General features: G+C 64.1%; 22 protein-coding genes and 1 pseudogene. 15 read left to right on the top strand and 8 right to left on the bottom strand.

Annotation, left to right across the window (positions count from 1 at the left end):
- The first annotated feature begins 3 nt into the window (after nt 1-3).
- From QGG75_06820 to QGG75_06800, 5 genes are all read left to right on the top strand, one after another.
- On the top strand, nt 4-348 hold the full coding sequence (locus QGG75_06820; GenBank protein ID MDP6066951.1) for a carboxymuconolactone decarboxylase family protein: 345 nt from the start codon (nt 4-6) through the stop codon (nt 346-348).
- A gap of 135 nt (nt 349-483) precedes the next feature.
- Nucleotides 484-1872 carry an FAD-linked oxidase C-terminal domain-containing protein gene (locus tag QGG75_06815; protein ID MDP6066950.1) on the top strand — a complete coding sequence of 463 codons (1389 nt, stop codon included), beginning with the start codon at nt 484-486 and terminating at the stop codon, nt 1870-1872.
- Nucleotides 1869-2909, top strand: a complete 1041-nt coding sequence (locus tag QGG75_06810) for a Glu/Leu/Phe/Val dehydrogenase dimerization domain-containing protein (protein ID MDP6066949.1) — start codon at nt 1869-1871, stop codon at nt 2907-2909. The genes QGG75_06815 and QGG75_06810 overlap by 4 nt, the downstream gene beginning before the upstream one ends.
- Nucleotides 2906-3655, top strand: coding sequence for a GntR family transcriptional regulator (locus tag QGG75_06805; protein MDP6066948.1), 750 nt, complete (start codon nt 2906-2908; stop codon nt 3653-3655). The genes QGG75_06810 and QGG75_06805 overlap by 4 nt, the downstream gene beginning before the upstream one ends.
- 4 nt (nt 3656-3659) lie before the next feature.
- On the top strand, nt 3660-4853 hold the full coding sequence (locus tag QGG75_06800) for a CaiB/BaiF CoA-transferase family protein (GenBank protein ID MDP6066947.1): 1194 nt from the start codon (nt 3660-3662) through the stop codon (nt 4851-4853).
- On the opposite strand, the gene gcvA is transcribed toward QGG75_06800, so the two are convergent.
- Complete coding sequence (gene gcvA / locus QGG75_06795) at nt 4850-5758, bottom strand: transcriptional regulator GcvA (GenBank protein ID MDP6066946.1); 909 nt, start codon at nt 5756-5758, stop codon at nt 4850-4852. The genes QGG75_06800 and gcvA overlap by 4 nt on opposite strands.
- A gap of 156 nt (nt 5759-5914) precedes the next feature.
- Here gcvA and QGG75_06790 point away from each other — a divergent pair, with 156 nt between their 5' ends.
- Complete coding sequence (locus tag QGG75_06790) at nt 5915-6109, top strand: hypothetical protein (protein ID MDP6066945.1); 195 nt, start codon at nt 5915-5917, stop codon at nt 6107-6109.
- 354 nt (nt 6110-6463) lie between these two features.
- Here the strand turns inward: QGG75_06790 and QGG75_06785 are convergent, their stop codons facing one another.
- Nucleotides 6464-6706: a hypothetical protein gene (locus QGG75_06785; GenBank protein MDP6066944.1), complete on the bottom strand. Its 243-nt coding sequence runs from the start codon at nt 6704-6706 to the stop codon at nt 6464-6466.
- A 10-nt stretch (nt 6707-6716) separates the two neighbouring features.
- A pseudogene (locus tag QGG75_06780) lies at nt 6717-6866 on the bottom strand (HGGxSTG domain-containing protein).
- A gap of 405 nt (nt 6867-7271) precedes the next feature.
- On the opposite strand from QGG75_06780, the gene QGG75_06775 reads away from it, so the two are divergent.
- From QGG75_06775 to QGG75_06735, 9 genes are all read left to right on the top strand, one after another.
- The gene (locus QGG75_06775; GenBank protein ID MDP6066943.1) at nt 7272-8027 is read left to right on the top strand and encodes an enoyl-CoA hydratase-related protein; all 756 of its coding nucleotides are present in this window, start codon (nt 7272-7274) and stop codon (nt 8025-8027) included.
- A gap of 15 nt (nt 8028-8042) precedes the next feature.
- Entirely contained in the window at nt 8043-8378 is a 336-nt protein-coding gene (locus QGG75_06770; protein ID MDP6066942.1) for a hypothetical protein, read from the top strand.
- Nucleotides 8379-8388: 10 nt separating this feature from the next.
- Nucleotides 8389-9555, top strand: coding sequence for an acyl-CoA dehydrogenase family protein (locus tag QGG75_06765; protein MDP6066941.1), 1167 nt, complete (start codon nt 8389-8391; stop codon nt 9553-9555).
- Nucleotides 9556-9880: 325 nt separating this feature from the next.
- Complete coding sequence (locus QGG75_06760; GenBank protein MDP6066940.1) at nt 9881-11260, top strand: FecR domain-containing protein; 1380 nt, start codon at nt 9881-9883, stop codon at nt 11258-11260.
- Nucleotides 11254-11787, top strand: coding sequence for a hypothetical protein (locus tag QGG75_06755; GenBank protein ID MDP6066939.1), 534 nt, complete (start codon nt 11254-11256; stop codon nt 11785-11787). The genes QGG75_06760 and QGG75_06755 overlap by 7 nt, the downstream gene beginning before the upstream one ends.
- Complete coding sequence (locus QGG75_06750; protein MDP6066938.1) at nt 11774-12589, top strand: hypothetical protein; 816 nt, start codon at nt 11774-11776, stop codon at nt 12587-12589. The genes QGG75_06755 and QGG75_06750 overlap by 14 nt, the downstream gene beginning before the upstream one ends.
- Complete coding sequence (locus QGG75_06745; protein ID MDP6066937.1) at nt 12523-13899, top strand: integrin alpha; 1377 nt, start codon at nt 12523-12525, stop codon at nt 13897-13899. The genes QGG75_06750 and QGG75_06745 overlap by 67 nt, the downstream gene beginning before the upstream one ends.
- Nucleotides 13900-13983: 84 nt before the next feature.
- The gene (locus QGG75_06740; GenBank protein ID MDP6066936.1) at nt 13984-14961 is read left to right on the top strand and encodes a hypothetical protein; all 978 of its coding nucleotides are present in this window, start codon (nt 13984-13986) and stop codon (nt 14959-14961) included.
- Complete coding sequence (locus QGG75_06735; protein ID MDP6066935.1) at nt 14952-15593, top strand: TolC family protein; 642 nt, start codon at nt 14952-14954, stop codon at nt 15591-15593. Before QGG75_06740 ends, QGG75_06735 begins: the two co-directional genes overlap by 10 nt.
- A gap of 15 nt (nt 15594-15608) precedes the next feature.
- Here QGG75_06735 and QGG75_06730 read toward each other — a convergent pair whose 3' ends face one another.
- The 5 genes from QGG75_06730 to QGG75_06710 all read right to left on the bottom strand — a co-directional run.
- Nucleotides 15609-15779: a hypothetical protein gene (locus QGG75_06730; protein MDP6066934.1), complete on the bottom strand. Its 171-nt coding sequence runs from the start codon at nt 15777-15779 to the stop codon at nt 15609-15611.
- 391 nt (nt 15780-16170) lie between these two features.
- Nucleotides 16171-17745: an AMP-binding protein gene (locus QGG75_06725; GenBank protein ID MDP6066933.1), complete on the bottom strand. Its 1575-nt coding sequence runs from the start codon at nt 17743-17745 to the stop codon at nt 16171-16173.
- Between the two features lie 383 nt (nt 17746-18128).
- On the bottom strand, nt 18129-19652 hold the full coding sequence (locus tag QGG75_06720; GenBank protein MDP6066932.1) for an AMP-binding protein: 1524 nt from the start codon (nt 19650-19652) through the stop codon (nt 18129-18131).
- Between the two features lie 27 nt (nt 19653-19679).
- Nucleotides 19680-21026, bottom strand: coding sequence for a reductive dehalogenase (locus QGG75_06715; GenBank protein ID MDP6066931.1), 1347 nt, complete (start codon nt 21024-21026; stop codon nt 19680-19682).
- A gap of 68 nt (nt 21027-21094) precedes the next feature.
- Nucleotides 21095-21250: IS630 family transposase (locus QGG75_06710; protein MDP6066930.1), on the bottom strand; the 156-nt coding region annotated here is incomplete at its 5' end.

Below are 21250 nucleotides of genomic sequence, written 5' to 3'. Positions count from 1 at the left end.
GATATGGGCAAAGACTATGCCGCACGAGCCACGGCTATCGACCTGGCCAGCCGCGAGCTTTTCCAGGCCGCGCCCGGGCCCATGGGCGCCTACCGGGATCTCATGACCAAAGTGTCGGTTGATGGTGCCTTGGATGCCAAGACCAAGGAGTTGATGGCGCTGGCCATTTCCGTGGCCATCCGCTGCGAGGGCTGCATCACCTACCACGCCCGGGCCAGTACCAAGAAGGGCGCCAGCCGCGAGGAAGTGGTCGAGGCCATCACCGTGGCCGTTGAAATGGGCGGCGGCCCGGCCGCCGTCTACGGCGCCGAGGCCCTGGCCGCTTTCGACCAGTTTGATGGTGGGTAGCCGAGTGTCTTTGTGTCATTCCCGCGAAAGCGGGAACCCAGTTTGGGTCTTTTTCCTGTCCGTCCGTATAGACAAAAGCCAACCAAGTCCGGGTTCCGGCTTTCGCGGGGATGACGGTCGATAAGGAATCAAACCATGGCCGTATCCCCCGCGGTGCTCGACAACCTCGAACAGCTTCTCGGCGACCGCCTTTCGACCGCCGCCTCGGTGCGCGAACAACATGGCCACGACGAGTTCCACCACCACCAGGCCGAACCCGACGCCGTGGTTTTTCCCCTGACCACCGAAGAGGTCGTGGGCGTGGTCGACATCTGCCGCGAAGGGGCCGTGCCCCTGATTCCTTTTGGCACCGGCACCTCGGTCGAGGGGCACGTGCAGGCTGTGCATGGCGGTGTCAGCGTCAACGTCACCGGCATGGATGCCGTGCTGGCCGTCAATCCCCTGGATTTCGACTGCACCGTGCAGGCAGGGGTGCGGCGCAAACAGTTGAACGAGCACATCCGCGACACCGGACTTTTCTTTCCCGTCGATCCCGGTGCCGACGCCTCGCTGGGCGGCATGACGGCGACCCGGGCCTCGGGCACCAATGCCGTGCGCTACGGCACCATGAAGGACAACGTACTGGCCGTGAAAGTCGTGCTGCCCGACGGCCGTGTCATTGAAACCGCGCGCCGAGCCAAGAAGACGGCGGCCGGGCTCGATCTCACGCACCTTTATGTCGGCTCGGAAGGCATTCTTGGCGTCATCACCGAGGTGACGCTCAAGCTGCACGGCATTCCCGAGGCCACGTCCGCCGCCGTGGTGGCCTTTCCCAGCGTCGAGGCGGCCGTCGATTCGGTGGTTACGGCCATCCAGTCGGGCATCCCCATCGCGCGCTGCGAGCTGATGGACGCCGTCATGATGGCCGCCGTCAACGCCTATTCGGGCTTCGACTATGCCGCCGAGCCGACGCTGTTCATGGAATTCGACGGCACCAAGCGCGGCGTCGAGGAGCAGATCGAGATGATGCGGGCGATCGCCGACGACCAGGGCGGCGGCGAGTTCCGCTGGACCAGCGATCACGAGGAGCGCAACCGGTTGTGGCAGGCGCGTCACGATTCGGCCTATGCCGCCAAGGCGCTGCGCGAAGGCTGTGAGCTATGGGGCACCGACATCTGCGTGCCGCTCTCGCGCCTCACCGAGTGCATGACCGAGACGCGTAAGGATCTGGAGACCTGTTCCCTGCCGGTACCCATGCTGGGCCACGTCGGCGACGGCAATTTTCATCTCATCTTCGTACTCGACATGACGAATGAGGCGGAGATCAAGGAGGCCGAGGAATACAACGAGCGCATGATCAGACGCGCCCTGGCCATGGACGGCACCTGCACCGGCGAGCACGGCATTGGGCTGGGCAAGAAAGACTTTTTGGTGGAGGAACTGGGCCCCGCCGTCGATGTCATGCGGCAACTGAAGCTTGCCCTGGACCCGACCAATTTCATGAACCCGGGCAAGATGATCGATATCGAAGGGGGTGTGGCATGAGCGTCTTCGAAGCAGCCGAATACGACGGCCACGAGCGCCTGCTGTTCGTCAACCAGCCCGACGCCGGTTTGCGCGCCATCATCGCCATCCACAACACCAACCTGGGCCCGGCGCTGGGCGGTTGCCGCATTTGGCCCTACGCCAGCGAGGCCGAGGCCATCCGCGACGTGCTGCGGCTTTCCAAGGGCATGACCTACAAGGCGGCCATGGCCAAGGTCAAACTGGGCGGCGGCAAATCGGTGATCATCGCCGATGCGCCGACGCAGAAGACGCCTGAGTTGCTGCATGCCATGGGACGCTGGATCGACACTTTGGGGGGGCGCTACATCACCGGTGAGGACATCGGCACCAGTCCCTTCGATATGGCCGAGATCAAGACGCAGACCGAGTGCGTCACCTGCCTGCGCGAGGAGGACGGCGGCTACGGCGGCCCGGCGCCGCTGACGGCGCTGGGCGTCTTCCAGTCGATCAGCGCCGGCGCCGAGCGCGCCTTGGGCTCGGCCGATCTCGGCGGCCTGCATGTGGCCGTGCAGGGCGTCGGCAACGTGGGCTTCAATCTTTGCCGGCTGCTTTTTGATGCCGGTGCCAAGCTGACGGTGGCGGACGTCGTCACCTCCAACGCCCAACGTGCGGTCGATGAATTCGGCGCCGACATGGTGGCGCCCGAGGCTGTCTACGACGTCGACGCCGAGGTCTTCGCGCCCTGTGCCGGCGGTGCCGTTCTCAATGACGACACCGTGCCGCGCCTCAAGGCCCGGGTCATCGCCGGGGCCGCCAACAACCAGCTCGACGAGGACCGCCACGGCCTCGAGCTGGCCCGGCGCGGCATCGTCTACCTGCCCGACTACGTCGCCAACGGCGGCGGCCTGATCAGTTGCGAGGCCGAGTGGTACCGCCTGGAAAAGGCCGAGGTCATCGACAAGGTGCGGGCCATCCGCCAGACCTGCCTGCAAATCCTCGACCGTGCCGACCAGCGCGGCATCCCCGCCCACCAGGCTTCCGACGGCCTGGCCGAGGAACGGTTCCTGGGGGCATGACCAGCAGCCAGACCATCCCCCAGTACCGCCAGGTGGCCGAGACGCTGCGCCGGCGCTTGCGCGACGGCCTCTATCGCCAGGGCTGCGTCATGCCGCCGGCCAACGAGCTCGAGCGCCAGTTCAGCGTCAGCAACATCACCATCCGCCGGGCCCTTTCGATCCTGGCCCACGAGGGCTGGATCACCGGGCGGCGCGGCCTGGGCACGGTGGTCAATCCGAGGCCCGAAGATCACCGCGTGGCCATTGCCGTCTCGGGCAATTTCCGCGACTGGCTGGACTCGGCCGGCAGTACCAGCCTGCCCATCGAGCAAAGCGTGATGGAGGTAAGCCGGGCACCGGGCCCGACCGCCGTGGCCCGAACGCTGGGCCTGGCGCCGGAGGCCCCGCTCTGGTCCATGCGTCGGCGCCGCCGCCTGGAGGGCCGGCCGCTTTCCTACCATGTCAACTACGGTGCGCCGGAACGCTTCGCCGGGGTCACGAACGAGACCATGGCCGGCAACCGCAACTTCGTCGACGTCATGCGCGACGACCTGGGCCTCGGGCTCGAGCGCATGGACCAGACCGTCGAGGCGGCGGTGGCGGACCGCGACCTGGCCGAGATCCTCGAAGTCGACTTCGGCGATCCGCTCTATTTCATCGAGAACGTCTACCGCGTCGCCGGCGATGCCGCGGTGGCGGTGACGCACCTTTTTTTTCGTGGCGACCGGTACGTCTACCAGGCCTCGATTTCCCTCAACGGGCAGTAGCGGCATGACGGATCCATTACCGCTGGCCGGCATCCGGGTGATCGAGCTTGGCCACGTCGTCATGGGCTCGACCTGCGGCCTGGTGCTGGCCGACATGGGCGCGGACGTGGTCAAGATCGAGAAAGTGCCCGATGGCGACGACACCCGCCGTTTGGGCGGCTTCGGCGTCGGGCTCTTTCATTTCTTCAATCGCAACAAACGCAGTTTGGCAATCGATCTCAAGAGCGAGGACGGCAAGGCCATCCTGCGCCGTGCCATCGCCGAGGCCGATGTTTTCATAGAGAACTTCGGCCCCGGCGCCGTCGAGCGCCTGGGGTTTGGTTATGATGCCTGCGCCGCCCTCAATCCCGGGCTCATCTACTGCTCGCTAAAAGGCTTCATGCCCGGCCCTTACGAGCACCGCCCCAGCCTCGACAACCTGGTGCAGATGATGGGCGGCCTGGCCTACATGACCGGGCCTCGCGGCCGGCCGCTGCGCGCCGGCGCCTCGGTCAGCGACATCATGGGCGGCAGCTACGGCGCCCTGGGAATTTTGGCCGCACTTTACGAACGGCGCGAAAGCGGCCAGGGCCAGAACGTCACGGCGGCGCTCTTTGAGGCCACGGCGTTCCTCGTGGGCCAGCACATGGCCACCGCCGCCATCGCCCAGCGCGAGTTGCCGCCGATGCCCGAGGGCGACGGCCCCTGGGCGGTCTATGATCTCTTCGAGACGCGCGACGGCGCGCAGTTCTTCGTCGGCATCGTCAGCGAGCGCCAGTGGGCGCCGTTTTGCCGGCACCTGGGGCTCGATGAACTTGCCGGCGATGCCGGTTTGGCCAGCAACGAAGGCCGCCTGGCCCGGCGCGCCGAAGTGCTGCAGAAGATCCAGGCCCGCATCGGCAGCCTGGCGCTGAACGAAGTCGTGGCGGCCTGCGACACCGCCGGCATACCGTTTGCACCGGTCAATCGGCCGCAGGACCTCTACGACGACCCGCAACTGGTGGAAGGCGGCGGTCTGGTCGAGACCCGCCTGGCCGACGGCCGCACCACACGGCTGCCTAAGATCCCCGTGCGTCTGGGAGAGCACGATTTTGGCTTGCGCCACGAGCCGCCCCGTGTCGGCCAGGGTAGCCGCGAGGTGCTCGGCGATCTGGGGCTCGGAGAGTCCGAAATCGCCGACCTTTTGGCCCGCGGGATCGTCGCCATCGACGAGGACTAAGCCACCACTTCGGCCGCGTCCTCGCCCCGCGCCTCGACCAGCAGCCAGTCGCGGAAGGCGATGATGCGGGGCTCCTCGGCGCGTTCTTCGGGATAGACCAGGTAATGCGTGGTCTGGCTACCGACGGTGATGTCGAAGGGGATGGCCAGACGGCCGAGCCGCAACGCCTCAGCAACGAAACTGCGGTTGCTCAGCGCCACGCCGAGGCCGCCGGCGGCGGACTCGACGGTGATGGCGGCGGTCTGGAACTTGGGCCCGGCCACCGGGTCGGGGTGGGCCACGCCGGCGGCGCTGAGCCAGCTCTGCCATAGTCCGAGCCGGGGCAGGTCGTGCAGCAGGGTGGCGTGTTCGAGGTCCTCGGGCCGGCTCAGGGCCTCGGGCCCCGTGAGCAGCGCCGGGCTGCAAACCGGCACCGGCTCCTCCGTCATCAGCCGGTGGCTGATCAGGCCCGGCCAGTGGCCTGAGCCGGTACGCACGGCGGCATCCATGTCAGCGACGGAGAAATCGATGAGCTCGATGGCGGCGCTCAGCCGCACCTCGTATTGGGGATGGCGAAGCTGGAAGCCGCTGAGCCGGGGCACCAGCCAACCCACGGCGAAGGAGGGCGAGACGCTCAGCGTCAGGGCTCCGGCGCTGTTCTCCCGGGCCAGCGCGGCGCCGGCCCGGCTTAGCGCCTGCAGCGCTTCTTGAACCGCCGGCAGGTAGGCCGCACCGGCCCGGCTCAGGCTGACCTGGCGATGGGCGCGGCGAAACAGCATTTGGCCGAAAAATTCTTCCAGGCTTTTGATCGCGTGGCTCACGGCCGATGGCGTGACGTTGAGCTCGGCAGCCGCGGCATGGAAGCTTTCGTGGCGGGCGGCGGCCTCGAAGACGCGCACGGCGTTGAGCGGCGGCAGGCGTTGCATGGAGTTTCCAAATGATGAAATTTTTTCATCAGTTTAGTGAAAAATCGTCGTTTGTCAAGCAGTCACATCGTAATTATCTAGGTGAAATAGCGGATTTGCAGCCGATGCTGAACTGTCCGTGACTGAGAAATTTTCAATTGAACAAGGAGACGACCGATGACTGCTACCGAGATCCAAGCCGTCGAGACCCATATCGCCAACCTGCGTCGCACGCATTCCGGCGACATCGACCACGGCTTTTACGAACGCCGCGGCCGGGCCCTTCAGGGCCGCGCCATAAACGGCTTCCTGCAGCGCCTCGGCAGCGACCTGCTGCGCCGTGGCGGCGGTCTGCTGGCCCGCTTTCGTTGAGGCGGGCTCGGGGGACAGAGCAGGGGGAAGGTTCTACCTCCCATTCCCCAAATCAAGGCCAGATTCCGGATTCTTAACCCGAGCCTGATTTGGCTTTCACCTGCGGAGGCAGAATCGGCCGGCCTTGGCCGTCACGCGGTACGGGGCCCGGTGCCGAACTTCCGCCAAACACGGGAGAGGACGAAATATTCCGAATGCTGTCGCAAGCGGCGGCTGGGGCGGAAAGGCAAACCACGAGAAGCAGGCGCGTCACGGCGCGCCGCCAAGCATCACAATTTTTCACTGGATTTCGGGCCTCTTGAAGAACCTTGCCGGAATTGGGCTGGGCCGGCGCAGGGGAAACTACACGAACCGCTACGGCACTCTCAACTTATTTCGAGAAATATCGGGAAACTTCCAACGCCGAGCAAGGCCGGGGGTATTGTCGCCATCGACGAGGGTGGTGAGGATCTTGTGAAAACTCTTTGCCGGCGCCGACTGCGCGCCTATGTTTTGCATTGGTGGCGGCAGATATCCAGGTTGGGGGGATCCGTTATGCGTGCCTTTGCTTGTGCCCTCGTCGTTTTGCGGTGTATTCGCCATGCCGGAAATTGCCATTATGCGCACCCTTAACACCGGTGCTCTTGCCGCCATGTAACTGGCAACGGTTCTTGCCACTGAGGGCAGGTTTCAGACAGGCAGTCCCGCGCCGTGTCTTGGCACCGCAACGGTGTCCGGGCCAGTCAGGGCCGAACTGCCAGCGGGTGAGTGAACTCAGGGCGTTTGCGCGTGCATCCACGAGGTTGATACTCTACTAAAATGATAGCATAATCTCCATCTCAGGGCATCGATTAACGAGTTCATCTGGGAAATGGGGGTTTGCTCATGTTGTCAGCCTGCGGGAGACCTGCGCAGAGGTGCGGGGCCCACGATGCTCGTGGTAATTTGATCGCTGCGTTGTGTGAAGTGCCGTCGCAAAAACCATCGGGGCCCTAGTGGTCCGATTCTAACGGATGGTGCCCATCCGGTAGAATCGAAAGGCCACTAGATTCTTAAGAATCGTGGTGCGCAAGACACCAAACAGAAGGTCTCTTCTGTTTGGTTCGCACCACTAGGCCGCATTTCTCACCGGCTTTGCTATAGTCGCCTCTTGGCAACCAGCAAAGATCGACGGGAGCGCGGCATGAGCAAGGTTCTGGTGGATGTGGAGGGTCCGGTACGGACGGTGACGCTGAACCGTCCGGAGCGGCGGAACGCCCTGGACGGCGAGACCATCGATGGCTTGATCGCGGCCTTTCCGCCCAATCCGGCGCAGCACGAACGGGTCGCCGTGTTGCGCGGCAACGGCCCTTCCTTTTGCTCCGGCATGGATCTGACGCAGCGCCAAGACGCTTTCGGCGAGACCACCGAGATCGAAACCATGCTGCGCGCGGTCGAGGTCTTCCCCCTGCCGGTGGTGGCAGTGGTGCACGGGCCGGCCATCGCCGGCGGCAACGAGCTGGCTCTGCATTGCGATTTCGTGGTGGCCAGCGATGAGGCCATCTTCGGCATGTCGCTGGCCCAGATCGGCCTGGCGCCGACTTGGTTCCTGGCCAAGAAACTGATGGAGGTGGCGGGGCCGGTGGCCACCCGCGAGATCCTGCTGTTGGGCGATCCCTTGCCGGCCCGCCGCATGTTCGACTTAGGCATCATCGCCCGCGTCGCCCCGGCCGCCGAATTGGCGGCCGTGGCGCAGCAAATCATCGACCGCCTGGCGGCCAACGCGCCCATGTCGCTGCGCATCATGAAAGAGACCCTGGTGCGGCAGATGGCCTTTCGCGATGCCACGCCCTATGACGATCTCAACGCCACGGTGCGCCAGGTCAGCACCAGCGACGATGCCCGCGAAGGGGTGGCGGCGCGCATGGAACGCCGGCAGGCGAATTTCTCAGGCCTGTAGGGGAGGGCGCCGGCGGTGGCGGTACGTCTGGAAAAACCCTGGCGGGCGCTGAGCGCCGAGGGGGTCGAGGAATTGAGAGGCCATCTCGGCGTCTACCAGATCGCCGACGGCGAGGGCCAAGTGGTCTACATCGGCTATGCCGGCGGCCGCAGTCTGTGGGGTTTGCAGGGCGAGTTGCGCGAGCAACTGGCGGCGCGCGGCAAAGGCTTTCGCTTTCGCCTCGAGGTCAACCACCAGTACATGAGCCGCTGGGAAGAGCTGTTGGGGGTGCATGTCGCCGACCACGGCGCGCTGCCGGCCGGCAACGAGAGCCACCGGCCGCGGCGCATCGGCCGTTTGAGCCTGGGCTAGGAGACAACACATGGATCTGGAGCTTTCCGACGAACAGCGCCTGCTGGTCGAACAGGTGCGCCGCTTCGTGCGCCAGGAAATCGATCCCTTGGAAGCGCAAATGGACCCGGACGCCGGCGAGCTGGCGGAAGCGGATTTCCAGCGCCTGGTCGGCCTGACCCAGGAGATGGGGCTTCATAACATGGACGTGCCCGAGGAATACGGCGGCTCGGGCCTCGACCTGGTGACCCGGACATTGCTGGCGTTCGAGTTGGCTCAGCACCGCGCCGGGCTCTACGCGCCCTGTTACGGCGTCTTCGGCGGCATGGGCCTGGCCCAGCTCTACGACGCCTCCGAGGAGCAGAAGGAGCGTTATCTCTGGCCCGTGCTGCGCGGCGAAAAACATGGTTTTTTCGCCCTCACCGAGCCCTCGGGTGGCTCCGACCCGGCCCGCGCCATCCGCACCCGGGCGGTGCCCGACGGCGACGACTGGCTGATCAACGGCCAGAAGATCTTCATCTCAGGCGCCGACAAGGGCGATTTCGGCCTGGTCTTCGCCCGCACAAATCCGGACAAGGGTCGGGCCGGCGTGACTTGCTTCATCGTCGACAGCGACACGCCGGGCTTTCATGTGCGCCGCGTCGTGCACACGCTGCGCTCCACCTACTACGGCACCGAATTGCAGTTCGAGGACATGCGGGTGCCCGCGGCCAACGTGCTGGGCGAGGTCGACGGCGGCTTCGGCATCGCCAACGAGCGCCTCACCGAAAACCGCATCCCCTACGCCGCCAACTGTGTCGGCGTGGCCCAGCGGGCCCAGGATATGGCTATCGAATACGTCAAGATCCGCGAGACCTTCGGCGATCTGCTGGCCACCCGCCAGACCATCCAGAACATGATTATCGACAACGAGCTCGATATCCGCACCTCACGCTGGCTGACCCTGGCCGCCGCCCACAAGGCGGAGCGGGGCGAGCCCTTCCGGGCCGAGGCGGCGATGGCCAAACTGGCCGCCACCGAGGCCGGCAGCCGGGTGGTCGATCGCGTCATACAAATCCATGGCGGCTACGGCGTGACCAAGGATTTCCCCTTCGAACGCTGGTACCGCGAGATGCGCATCCGCCGCATCGGCGAGGGTGCCAGCGAAATCCAGCGCCTGATCATCGCCCGCGACCTGATCGGCGGCTCGTTCCACTAGCCCGCCAGGTCTCCCACATCGTCCGGCGGCCCCGGGAAACGACCTTGGGCCGGCTTTGCCGTTGCCGGCTGCCAAGGCCATCCTACAACATATGCTACTCAGTTGATTTCAAAGCGCTTCATGTTGTATGTTGAGCGGCGTCGGTCGCGAAAAAAAGGGCGAAGTTCTTGTCCTGTGATTTTGGGGGTCCGGTGCTGCACTCAGCTGAATTTCAGCGCTCGCCGACAAGGTCCGATCGTTGCCTCGCCGCAGGCTGGCCCGCGGGCAACCCTGAACGTAGGTTCTGAACGTGTCTGTCGTTCACCGCGAATGGGCCAACGAAGTTTTGGCGAAGGCCATCGCAGAGAGCCCCGGCCTGGGTTTGACGCCGGCGCCGTCCCCGGCGCCCGCCCCGGCGCCATTCTCGCTGGTCATCGATGCCGCGGGCAGCCAACAGCTCGTCATTACCGGGGGCCCACATAGCCCGGGCGGAACCTTCCTGCTGTCGGCGCAGTTCGAGCGCGACGGGCAGGACCTGCTGCTGGTCGGTGGGAATGGCGATCGTGTCATCGTCAGGGATTATTTCGCCGGCGACAGCCCGCCGGACCTGCTGACCGAACAAGGCGCCCGCATACCGGCGGATCTGGCGGCAATCCTGGCCGGCCCCGAGGCCGCCGGCCAGTATGCCCAGGCCGCGGCTGGACAAGGCCAAACGCCGATCGGCCGGGTCGAGGTGTTGGAAGGCTACGTCACTGCCTTGAACAGCGATGGCACCGGCGGCGGCCTGGAAATCGGCGATCCGGTCCATCAGGGCGACGTCATCGAGACCGGCCCCGAGGCCAGCGTCAGCATCATCTTCGTCGATGATTCGACCTTTGCGCTGGGCGGCGATGGTCGTCTGGCGCTGGACGAGCTGGTCTTCGACCCGGCCGCCGAGAGCGGCAGATCGATGTTTTCGGTGGTCCAGGGCGTCTTCAGTTTCGCCAGCGGCCAGATCGCCTACAGCGGCTCCGACGCCATGGTCATACGCACGCCGGTGGCCAACATCGGCATTCGCGGCACCAAGGGCGCCGGTGCCGTCAGCCCCGAGGGCCAGCTCGAGAGCATCACGCTGTTGCCCGAGCCGGGCGGCGAGGTCGGCGAGATCGTGGTGTTCAACGCCGCCGGCACGCTGATCCTCAATCTCGCCAACCAGACCACCAGCGTCTTCGGCATCAACCTGCCGCCGGTGACGCCGGTGCTGCTGCCGGCGGCGGAGATCGAACAGCGCTACGGCGCCGGGCTGGCCATCCTGCCCCCGCCACCCCAGCCATCGCAACCCGGGGGCCAGCCGAGCGCCGAAGACGCCGATCAAGGGGCGCAACAAAACGCCGATGACGACGCCGGGGAAGAGATGGAGGCGGCGACGGAGGGTGAGGGTGAAGCCGGGGAAGCGGCGGCAGAGGGCGAAGATGTCGTCCCGCCTGACGAACTTCCCGAGCTCTTTGGGCTGCCAGGCGTGGGTCCCGGGCCGGGACCGGTCCCGGGTTTTGCCCTGGGTCCTCCTGGACTGTTCGGTCCCCTCGGCCCCGTCGGTCCGCTGGGCCCCCTGGGCCCCTGGGCCCGCTGGGCCCCTTACCCGTCGCGGGGCCTGCGCCTCACTTTGGGCCGCTTGACCTGCCCACGATTTTCCCTGCCACCAGCGCCACCAAGAGCCTGGTCGGCGGCGGCGGCAACGACGTGCTGAGTGGTGGTACCGACGACGATTCCATCGAGGGCGGCGGCGGCAACGACACCATTGCGGGCGGCGACGGCAACGACGTGCTCTTTGGTAACCGCATCGGCAGCCTGGCCAACGACACCATCAGCGGGGCCCAGGTCATTCCGCGCTCGGCCTTCGCCATCGCCGCCGGGGCCGAGGTCGGCAATGCGGCCCTGCCCCGGGTCAAGATCGAGGCCCACGTCGAGGAGGTCCAGGACCGCGATTTCTATGCCATCGAGCTGCGGGCTGGCGAAAAGATCATCCTCGACGTCGATCTGGGCAAGAACCAGGGCGATTCGGTGGACGTCGAGGTTTGGCTCTTTGACGCCGCCGGGAGTTTGTTGGCGAACAACGACGACGCCGCCATAACGCTGGGCGGCACGGGCAGCGTGCACAGCTACGATTCCTACCTCGAACAAGCTGGAAGGCGTCTGGACCCAGGCCGGCAGCCGGACCATCGACGGTGCCGTCTATGCCAAATACACTTCCGGCGCCGCCGTGGCCCTGATTGACAATCATATCTCGGCCGATCTCACGGCCGTCAGCCCGGCCCAGTCGGCGGCCAGCCTGCTGATCGCCGACGGCGCGCTGGCGCTGGCCTCGCTCGACGGCACTACGGGCTTCCGCATCGATGGTATCGACGGCGGTGACTTCAGCGGCGATGCCGTGGCCTCGGCCGGCGACTTCAACGGCGACGGCTATGACGACCTGATCATCGGGGCCCACGGCGCCGACCCCGGCGGCCGCACCTCAGCCGGCGAAAGCTACGTCGTCTTCGGCGGCGCCAGCGTCGCCGCAGGCGGCACGCTGGCGCTGTTGTCGCTCTCCGGCGCCAACGGATTCCGGCTCGACGGTATCGACCCGGGTGATCTAAGCGGCACCTCGATAAGTTCCGTCGGCGACCTCAACGGCGACGGTTACGATGACATCATCATCGGCGCCGAAGGCGCGGCGCCGCATGCCGCCAGCCAGGCCGGCGAGAGCTACGTCGTCTTCGGCGCCGCGGGCGTCGTTGCCGGCGGCACGCTGGCGCTTTCCTCGCTCGACGGGACCAACGGCTTCAAGCTCGAGGGCAAGGATGCCGGCGACCAGAGCGGCGAATTCGTGGCCTCGGCCGGCGACCTCAACGGCGACGGCTACGATGACCTGATCATCGGGGCCGAGGATGTCGACCCCCACGGCGCCAGCCGGGCCGGCGAGAGCTACGTCGTGTTCGGTGGCGCCAGCGTCTCGGCTCGGGCGGCCTGGTGGCACTTTCGGCGCTGGACGGCACCACCGGCTTCCGGCTCGACGGCAAGGATGCCAACGACTTGAGCGGCAGTGCGCTGGCGGCGGCCGGCGATCTCAACGGTGACGGTTACGATGATCTGGTCATCGGCGCCCATCGGGCTGACGTGGGCGCCATAGCCGATGCCGGCGAGAGCTACGTCGTCTTCGGCAGCGCCACTGTCGGCTCGGCCGGCGCGCTGGCGCTATCGGCGCTGGACGGCACCACAGGCTTCCGCATCGATGGCATCGACGCCCACGACCGCAGCGGTTTCTCCGTCAGTTCGGCCGGCGACTTCAACGGCGACGGCTACGATGACCTGATCATCGCGGCCCAGAACGCCGACCCGCACGGCGCCCTCGGAGCCGGCGAGAGTTACCTCGTCTATGGCGGCGCCAGCGTCGGCGCGGGTGGCTCGCTGGCGCTGTCCGCGCTCGACGGCACCACCGGATTCCGGCTCGACGGCAGCGATGCCGGCGACTTGAGCGGCCACTCCGTGGCCTCGGCCGGCGACGTCAACGCCGACGGCTTCGACGACCTGATCATCGGCGCCCATCATGCCGACCCGGGCGGCCACGCCTCGGCCGGCGAAAGCTACCTGGTGTTCGGCGGCACGGGCGTGGGCTTGTCGGGATCCTTGGCGCTTTCCTCGCTGAATGGCAGCAACGGCTTCCGGCTCGACGGTCGCGATGCCGGCGACGCCAGCGGCCACGCGGTGGCGGCGGCGGGAGACATCAACGGTGACGGCTTCGATGATCTCATCATCGGGGCTTACGATGCCGACGTCGGCGCCGCCCTGGGGGCCGGCGAGAGTTACGTGGTATATGGCGCCGATTTCACCAATTCCGTGACGCGGCTGGGTACCACTGGCGCCGATACGCTGACCGGGACCACGGCGGCCGATGCCATGGTGAGCGGGCTGGGCGACGACCTGCTGGTCGGGCTCGGCGGCGTCGACGCCATGGCCGGCGGCCGCGGCGACGACACCCTCGCGGTTTCCGATGCCGGCTTCCGCCGCCTCGACGGCGGCTCGGGCAGCGATACGCTGCGCCTGGATGCCGGCAACCTCGATTTGACGGCGCTGAGCAACAACAAGATCGCCGGTATCGAGACCATCGATTTGGGCAGCGCGGGCAGCAACACGCTGACGCTCGAGCTCTCTGACGTGCTCGATATCTCCGACACCTCCAACACCCTCAAGGTGCTGGGCGGCACGGGTGACGTGGTGAGTTCGACGGGCCAGGGCTGGACCGGCAGTGGTACCACGGTGGTCGACGGCATCCACTTCGCCTCCTACAAGATCGGCAGTGCCACGTTGCTGATCGATTCCGACATCTCGCAACTCACCGTCAGCTAGATGCAAGGGATCCCCAGCCATGAGAGGCGCCTTTCGCGGCGACAAGAATACCAAACAGGGCCGGCGGCCCCTGGCAGCGGGGGTTTGAACTTGGCCGTGGCCAGGGCACGGGCGATGGAGCGGGCGGCCTTACCGAGCCTGCTGGTGGCGGCAGGCTTGGCCGTCGCCTTGTTGGCGGGGCCGGCGGTGGTGGCCCCCGCCGCCGCCCAAGACGGCGGCCTGCCGACCATCTCCGCCATCCGCTTGGGCCAGCATCCCGGCAAGACGCGCCTGGTAATCGATCTCTCCGAAGTTGCCGGTTTCGCCTACCGTTTCAGCAAGGGGGGCCGGGTGTTGCGCATTCACCTGCCGGACGCCGACTGGTCCGGCAACGCCGCCCCGCGCCGGGGCCGCGGTCTGATCGGCAGCTGGCGCGTCGAGAGCCGGCCCAACCAGCTTGGCGCCGACCTTTATGTCGATACCAAGGCGGCGGCACGGGTGCGCCAAGCCTTCCTCCTCGCACCCGACAAGCATGGTGGCCATCGTGTCGTGCTCGACCTGGTGGCCGGCGCCGGGCCCCAGGATCGGCTCTGGCGCACGGCCAGGGTGGCGATCGGCCAACCGCCGCGGGTGATGGCGGATTTCGAACCCGAGCCGCCCGAGGATGCGGCGCCGGCCGGCGCCGGGAAAGGATCGGAAAAAGTACCGAAAGTGGCACTGAAAGCGGCGCCGGGGGCTCCGAAATCGCTGTTGCGGCGGCCCCAGCCGCAGGCCGGGGCGAAGCTCAAGGCGCCGCCCAGGGGGGGCGTCGAAATGGCCAAGCGGCTGATGGATGGGGCCGACAAGGGGGCGGCGCCGAAAGCCGCCAAGGCGGCGGTGCCGAAGCCGCCCCCCAGCCCTGACGACGGTGGCCGGGCGGTGAAGAAAAGGGCTCCCCCAGCGGCCGTTCCGGCGCCGCCGGGCGATCCCAAGGAGGTGCCGGCCATCACGCTGGAGGACATCGTTCAGAGGGCCATCCGCGGCCATCCGACGGTCAGGGCGGCACATGCCTGCTGGGTTCTGCCGATCGCAACGTGGATGTAGCCCGGGCTGGTTTTCTGCCGACGCTGGATGCCCGCCTGGCCGCCGGCGGCGCCCGCACCAACAATTCCTCGACCCGGGCCAGAACCGGGCGCGGCCACAACAGCGTCAACCTGTGGCGCGGCGAGAGCAGCCTGACCATGAGCCAATTGCTATTCGACGGCGAGGCCACCGAGAACGCCTTTTCGCTGGCCAAGGCCCAGGCCGACGCCAGCGAGTTCCGGGTCCTGGATGCCAGCGAACAGATCGGCTTGCGCGCCGTCATCGCCTACCTCGACGTATCCCGTACCCGTCCTTCGGAGAGGCGTTCCAGCGCGAGGCGCGGGAGGGGTTTGGCAACCTCTTCTCCATTGGGGATGAAGAGGGGGTCACAGTATGGGCCGGTATCAATTCCCGACCGCGACAGCCTCCACGCCGACCTGACGGGGCCGTCATATGCCTTCGACAGCAACACGCGCCTCAAGCTGGAAAAGAAAGAAGACATGAAGCGGCGCGGCATCAGGTCCCCCGATGAGGGCGATGCCCTGGCCCTCAACTTCGCCAGCCCTGTGGCATCGCCAGAGCCGGTGCTGGACCGTTATGCCGAGGCCTATCGACGGCAGAAGCGGAGGATGTACAGCGCCTGGTCAGCGTGACTGCGACAAAGGCAGCTATGCAGCCCGCCCCTCCAGTTCTAGGATCATTTTCTCTGCATCGGCCCGCAGGCCGGCGACTGCACCGTCATTGGACAAATCATCGAGTTGATGAAGGAACTCGAGCCACTCGTTCAGGGAGGCATCGGGCGGCGGTTCTTGAAGTATCGCTGACAGCATGGCGTACATGTAGACAGAGCGTCGGTGATTTCAATGCCTCAAGCAGCCTGTTGGGCCACCACCCTCTGCACCGAGCCGATGCTCACCCCACCCGCAGGACGTAGGGAGCTATCTCCCCTGGGATGGTGTAACGACGAGGGCCGGTCAGCTTTGCCTCAGGAGAGTGTTTGTTGGGAATTAATTTGAAGAGGCGCCCGTCGTCAGCCAAGGTGGACTGATTTTACTCCGCCCCGGTGGACTGGATTTACTCCGCCGTTGACAAATGACGTTCGTGACCCAGAACGGACCTTTGGCCGACCGCAATTCGGTACGAAATGTTCCACCGAATTGCGATTCCTATGCTTTGCAAGGAAAACGGGGACCCGGTGGAACCCGGGGACACGACCCCTTCAACTCCGTCTCACGACACCACGGCCTCGAAGACGGCCTCGTCGCTTCCCTTCCGGGCGTCTGCCGCGGTATCTCGCAAGAGCCGTCGCAACACCTTTCCCGCTGCGTTCCGGGGCAGCGACGAAACCGTCAGGTAGGCTTTCGGCCGCTTGTAGCCGGCCAGGGAACTGGCGCGGCAGTGGGCATCGAGGGCGGCGACGTCGACCTCATCGTCGGAGCGTACCACACAGGCGACGACGATCTGGCCCCAGTGAGGATCGTCGAGGCCGATTACCGAGGATTCGGCGACGCCGGGATGGAGGTCGAGTACAGCCTCCACCTCCTCGGGATGCAGGCTCTCGCCACCGCTGCGGATCATGTCGTCGACCCGGCCGCAAAGCGTCAGGTCCCCGTCCGGCTCGGCGACGACAATGTCGCCAGACCAGTACCAGCCGTCCTTCATCTTCTTGGCGCTGGCTTCGGGGCGGTTCAGGTAACCCGAGAAGATGGTGTCGGCAGTGGCGTCGATGATCAGCTCGCCTTCCTCGCCGGCAGCCACGAGATCGTCGGGCCCGCCTCCCAACTGGATCGCCCGGGTGCGCGAATAGAATCCCGGCCGGAGCTTGGCCGGCGCCTCCACCGGGTCCGGGTTGTAGAGCGAGCACATGGTCTCCGTGGTGCCGTAGATGTGGCGCACGGTGCCGCCCCAGTTGTCGTCCATGTGGCGGACCAGCTCGGGCTCGATGGCGGCGCCGCCGTAGAGCACCACTTCCAGCGACGCGAGCCTTTCCGGTGCGTAGCCGGGCGCCATGGTCATGGCGTGGTAGAGCGTCGGAATGGCGAACATGTAGGTTATGGCGTAGCGCTCCGCCATCTCCACCGCCTTCTGAGGCTGGAAGGCAGACATCACGTAGTAGGTACCGCCCAAGCCCAGTGTCGCCAGGAACACGCCGTAATAGCCGATAGCGTGGGAAAGCGGCATGAAGCCGAGCGCCCGGTTGTGGTTGCCGTGGCGCAGCCCGGCCTGGGTTGAGAGCCAGAGGATGCGGTGCTCGGTGGTGCGCTGCGCCAGGACCACCCCCTTGGGCAGGCCGGTCGTGCCGGAAGTGTAGAAGATGAAGGCCTCGTCCTCCCTTCCTGGCCGCGGCAGCGGCAGCAGCTGCGCCGGGTCGCCGCGGCAGGCGGCGTAGTCCGAGGCCGGGCCGACGGCGCCGCCGACGGCCAGCAGCGGGGCACCGTCGGGCAGCTCGCCGGCCATGGCCGCTGCCAGATCCGGATCCGAGGGAATGACCGCGCCGCCGATGCCGCCCTGGCGGATCAGGCCGGCGATGTCAGCGGCATCGAGGCGGAAGTTCATCAGGGCCGGGACCGCGCCGAGGCGCTGCAGCGCCAGCGTCACAACGCCATGGTCGAACAGGCCGGGCAGCGCTGTGGCCACGCGTTGACCCGCCGTCACGCCCCGCTCCGCCAGGCCCGCAGCGACGGCGTCGATCTCCTCGATCAGGGCGCGGTAGCTCAAGGCCCGTTCGGTTAGGTCATCGACCAGGGCCAGATGGTCGGGCGTGCGTTCGGCGGAAAGCCAGATCAGGTCATAGGCCGTTTGCATCGATAGGGCTCCCGTCTATCCCTACGGAGTGACAATACTAGCTGATTCTCTTGCGGCGCGGTTTTCGGCCTGTGTCGATGGTCTTTCGCACCGTCTTGGGCCTGCCCACACCGTGCCGTCCCCGCCGCTACAAAGAAAGGCGGCCGGGTGGCCGTCTTTCCGTGAATGGGCCGTGGGTCAGCCCTGATTTTGTGATCCAGTGTCAGCCGCCAAGTCCGGTGCCCGCAGGAAAGCAGGCGTGGGACAGTCGAGACCGAAACGACGCGATTGACCCAGAGCGATCTAGCGCCGGCCAACCGAAGCCGCATTTCGTCTTCGTGCCGGTAGCCTTCGATATGCCTAGAGAATGCCAGGATCAATCCCGCGGAATACGCACCGAATTCTCATGAATATTGATCTCTCAATTCCGCTTTCAAGACCTTACCAAGCGCACTTTTGGGTAGCGCTTCGACAAAGGCATAGCGCCGGGGGATTTTGTAGCCGCCGATCAAATCACGACAATGCGCGATCAATTCCTCGGCTGTCACTTCACACTTCGGATGCAACACAACGACGCCAAATAATGCCTCACCGAGCCGCTCATCCGGAACACCAATAATGGCGGCCTCAAGAACCGAAGGGTGACGGTGCAAGGCCGCTTCAACCTCGGACGAATAGACATTTTCACCGCCGCTGATAATCAGATCTTTCAGGCGGTCGAGCAAAAAAACGTAGCCCCCGGCATCGATGCGGGCCATGTCACCGGTATGAAGCCAGCCGTCGGAGATGGCCGAAGCCGTTTCTTCGGGCAAATTCAGATAGCCTTTCATGATGTTCGGCCCCCGGGCCCATAGCTCGCCAATTCCTCCCGGCGGGACAACCGCACCATCGGAGTCGACGACGCGTAAATCGACCAGAGAATTCGGCTTTCCAACCGAAGTGACAATGCCCTTGCGCTCGCCGCTTTCGATCGCTGTCCGAAATTCCTGAGCTTCGAAAATCGTCAAATCCGGAGCCGCTTCCGTCAAGCCATAGCAATTGAGAAAATCGACATTCGGGAACCCTTTAGCAACTTTCTCAATCCACTCAAAAGCCATCGGCGAAGCACCATAAATCAGGGTTTTTATAGAAGATATGTCGGCATTTACGAGATCGTTTCCGCCGACAATAGCCATCAACATGGCAGGTACCGTTACAGTCGCATTCACTTTATTCTCAGCAACACATTGGAGGAAACCGGCAGGAGAAAAGGCTGGCAGGTAACAGTGCGCTGCCCCATTGAGAAACCAAGCAGTTGCCAACAAGTCCGCCGAATGAAACATTGGTGCAGCGTGGAGAAAAACGTCGTCGGAGCGCGGTCGAATCCCCAGACCGAACGCCATGCCGCATGAAATAATATTCCAATGGCTGAGCCTCACCCCCTTACTGCGCCCGGTCGTACCACCTGTATAGAACAGCATCGCGTCGCTATCTGGATCAATTTCGTGATCTATTTTGGCAGGCGCCGCTTGAATAATCGACGCTTCCAGTTCAGGTCCAATTTGCTGCATCCCGTCTTGCCAATTTCTCAAAGTGGGGTGGTCAAACACGTCGACGAACTCACTATCCAGGAAAATAGTATCACAGCCGGAATCAGCGAGCACGTGTTCGATCTCTGGTGGCGCGAGCCGCCAATTGACCGCCACCGGAACGATACCGCTGACAAATCCAGCCCAGCGCAATTCTTCGAAGGATCGGCTGTTTTTGGCAAAAACAGCAAAGCGGTCGCCCGGAGATAATCCTTTGTCCACCAAAACACTCGCCAATCTTTGGACGCGCGCACCAAATTCACCATAGGTCCACCGGCTTTGCCCTTCGACAATTGCAAGGCGACTTCCGTGATGGATCGTATTTGCAGTTAGAATTTGACCAAATGTACGCTTATCCATAATTCCCCCGGTTACAGCGATCTAGTTTTACTCGCGCAATTTGGTTTTCCAATATTCGTTGGGGCGCAACCTGCCGCCAAAGCCAAGCTTGATATCCATCCACAAAGCGAGCTTTTTGAAAGGCGATGACGCCAGGTTTGTCCACATCTTGTAGTAGTGCCGTGTCAACAGACTGTCGGAATCCTTGTTATAGGGGCAATCGCGAATACATACGCCGCATTCAGTTCCTTGATTAACCCAGAATTGAAAACACTTCTCTGCGTCGACCGTCCATTTTCGAATACCTATGATATTCGACTGATTGATAATCTCATCTTGGGGCGGACTCGCGGGGATCGCTTTTGGTGGACAGCCATCAGAACACCGACGGCAAATCTCACAAAACTCCCGCACGCCAAATCGCATCGGCTTATCATGATTCAGTGGCAGATCCGTATGAATGCGCCCAATCCTCGTCCGTGGTCCAAACTTGGGGTGGATCAGCATGCCACTGCGGCCGTATTCGCCTAGTCCCGCTTGTATCGCGTAGGGAATACCTTGCGAGGTGTCGTTCACAGTCGCCACTGCCCGGTAACCCATGTTTTGAATGAATGTGGCTATCGCCAACGTCATCGCACAATCATGTGAATAACCGCTGCCAACCGCCACCCCGGCGGTTGCAGATGGATAGGTACGAATGACGTCATAATCCATTTCCGTCAACACGACGACAACGTTCGATAGATCTTCCGGAATTCCGTATTCTTTTTCAGTCAAGGATTTTGCGGAAAAATTCTTAGTATAATGCCACCTCGGATCGTTAGCGGTGATACCCACATCGCTAGCGCCAAACATAAGACAAGCGTGTTTGAGCTCGGCCGTCATCTGCTCGACTGATTCTATCTCCATTTTTTCTGGATTTGGCGGGCAAAACTCCTCGATATAGTCGAGAAAGCCATCGGTCCGATCTGCATGACGGCTACGCTGGATAATCAGATTTGTCGCCATCCAGCCGGCATTTTTCAACGCGAAATCGCGGGCCGAATATCCTTCACTTTTTTTGACACCTATACCTGGGGTGAACATCCCCTTGAACCAATTGAGAACTTTTTCCGACCTTATTCGGGAATCCCACTGGCCCCGGGTATAAATATCGTTTGCCTGGTTGAAGCGTTCAAAATCGTCGAGGATTTCGATACCGCAAATACCATCGTTTTCGCGGTGTAAATCACCAATGTCGCTATATCTTCCCTCGCGACTTGGCTGATTTTCCAGCGAAAGACGAACCGGCTCGTTACTCGGGTAATTGCTCAAACCGTCATTCCCCATCTGACATCCAACTTCGTGGAAATGGTATTGCCGTCCCATCGCCGACAATGCTAGCAAATCGGGCATCCCACTACAAATTCGACCCTGTGCCCGGCACCAACGTTTTGACCGAGCAAGCTAGTGTTCCGACTCATTTATGAGTTACCCGATTTCACCTGGATAAGCGCCTGTCGTGCCCGATCGACCTTTCCGAGAATGCTTTGGGCTGTGGCGGTCCAGACGAAGGGTTTGGGTGTTTGGTTGTGCTTGGCGAGGTAGTCGTCGATGGCCGCCTCCAGTTCGGGAACGCT

This window comes from Alphaproteobacteria bacterium (assembly GCA_030740435.1).
GTDB lineage: Bacteria > Pseudomonadota > Alphaproteobacteria > UBA2966 > UBA2966.
Note: the sequence above shows the minus strand (reverse complement) of the source record. Positions and strands in the feature narration are given on the sequence as shown.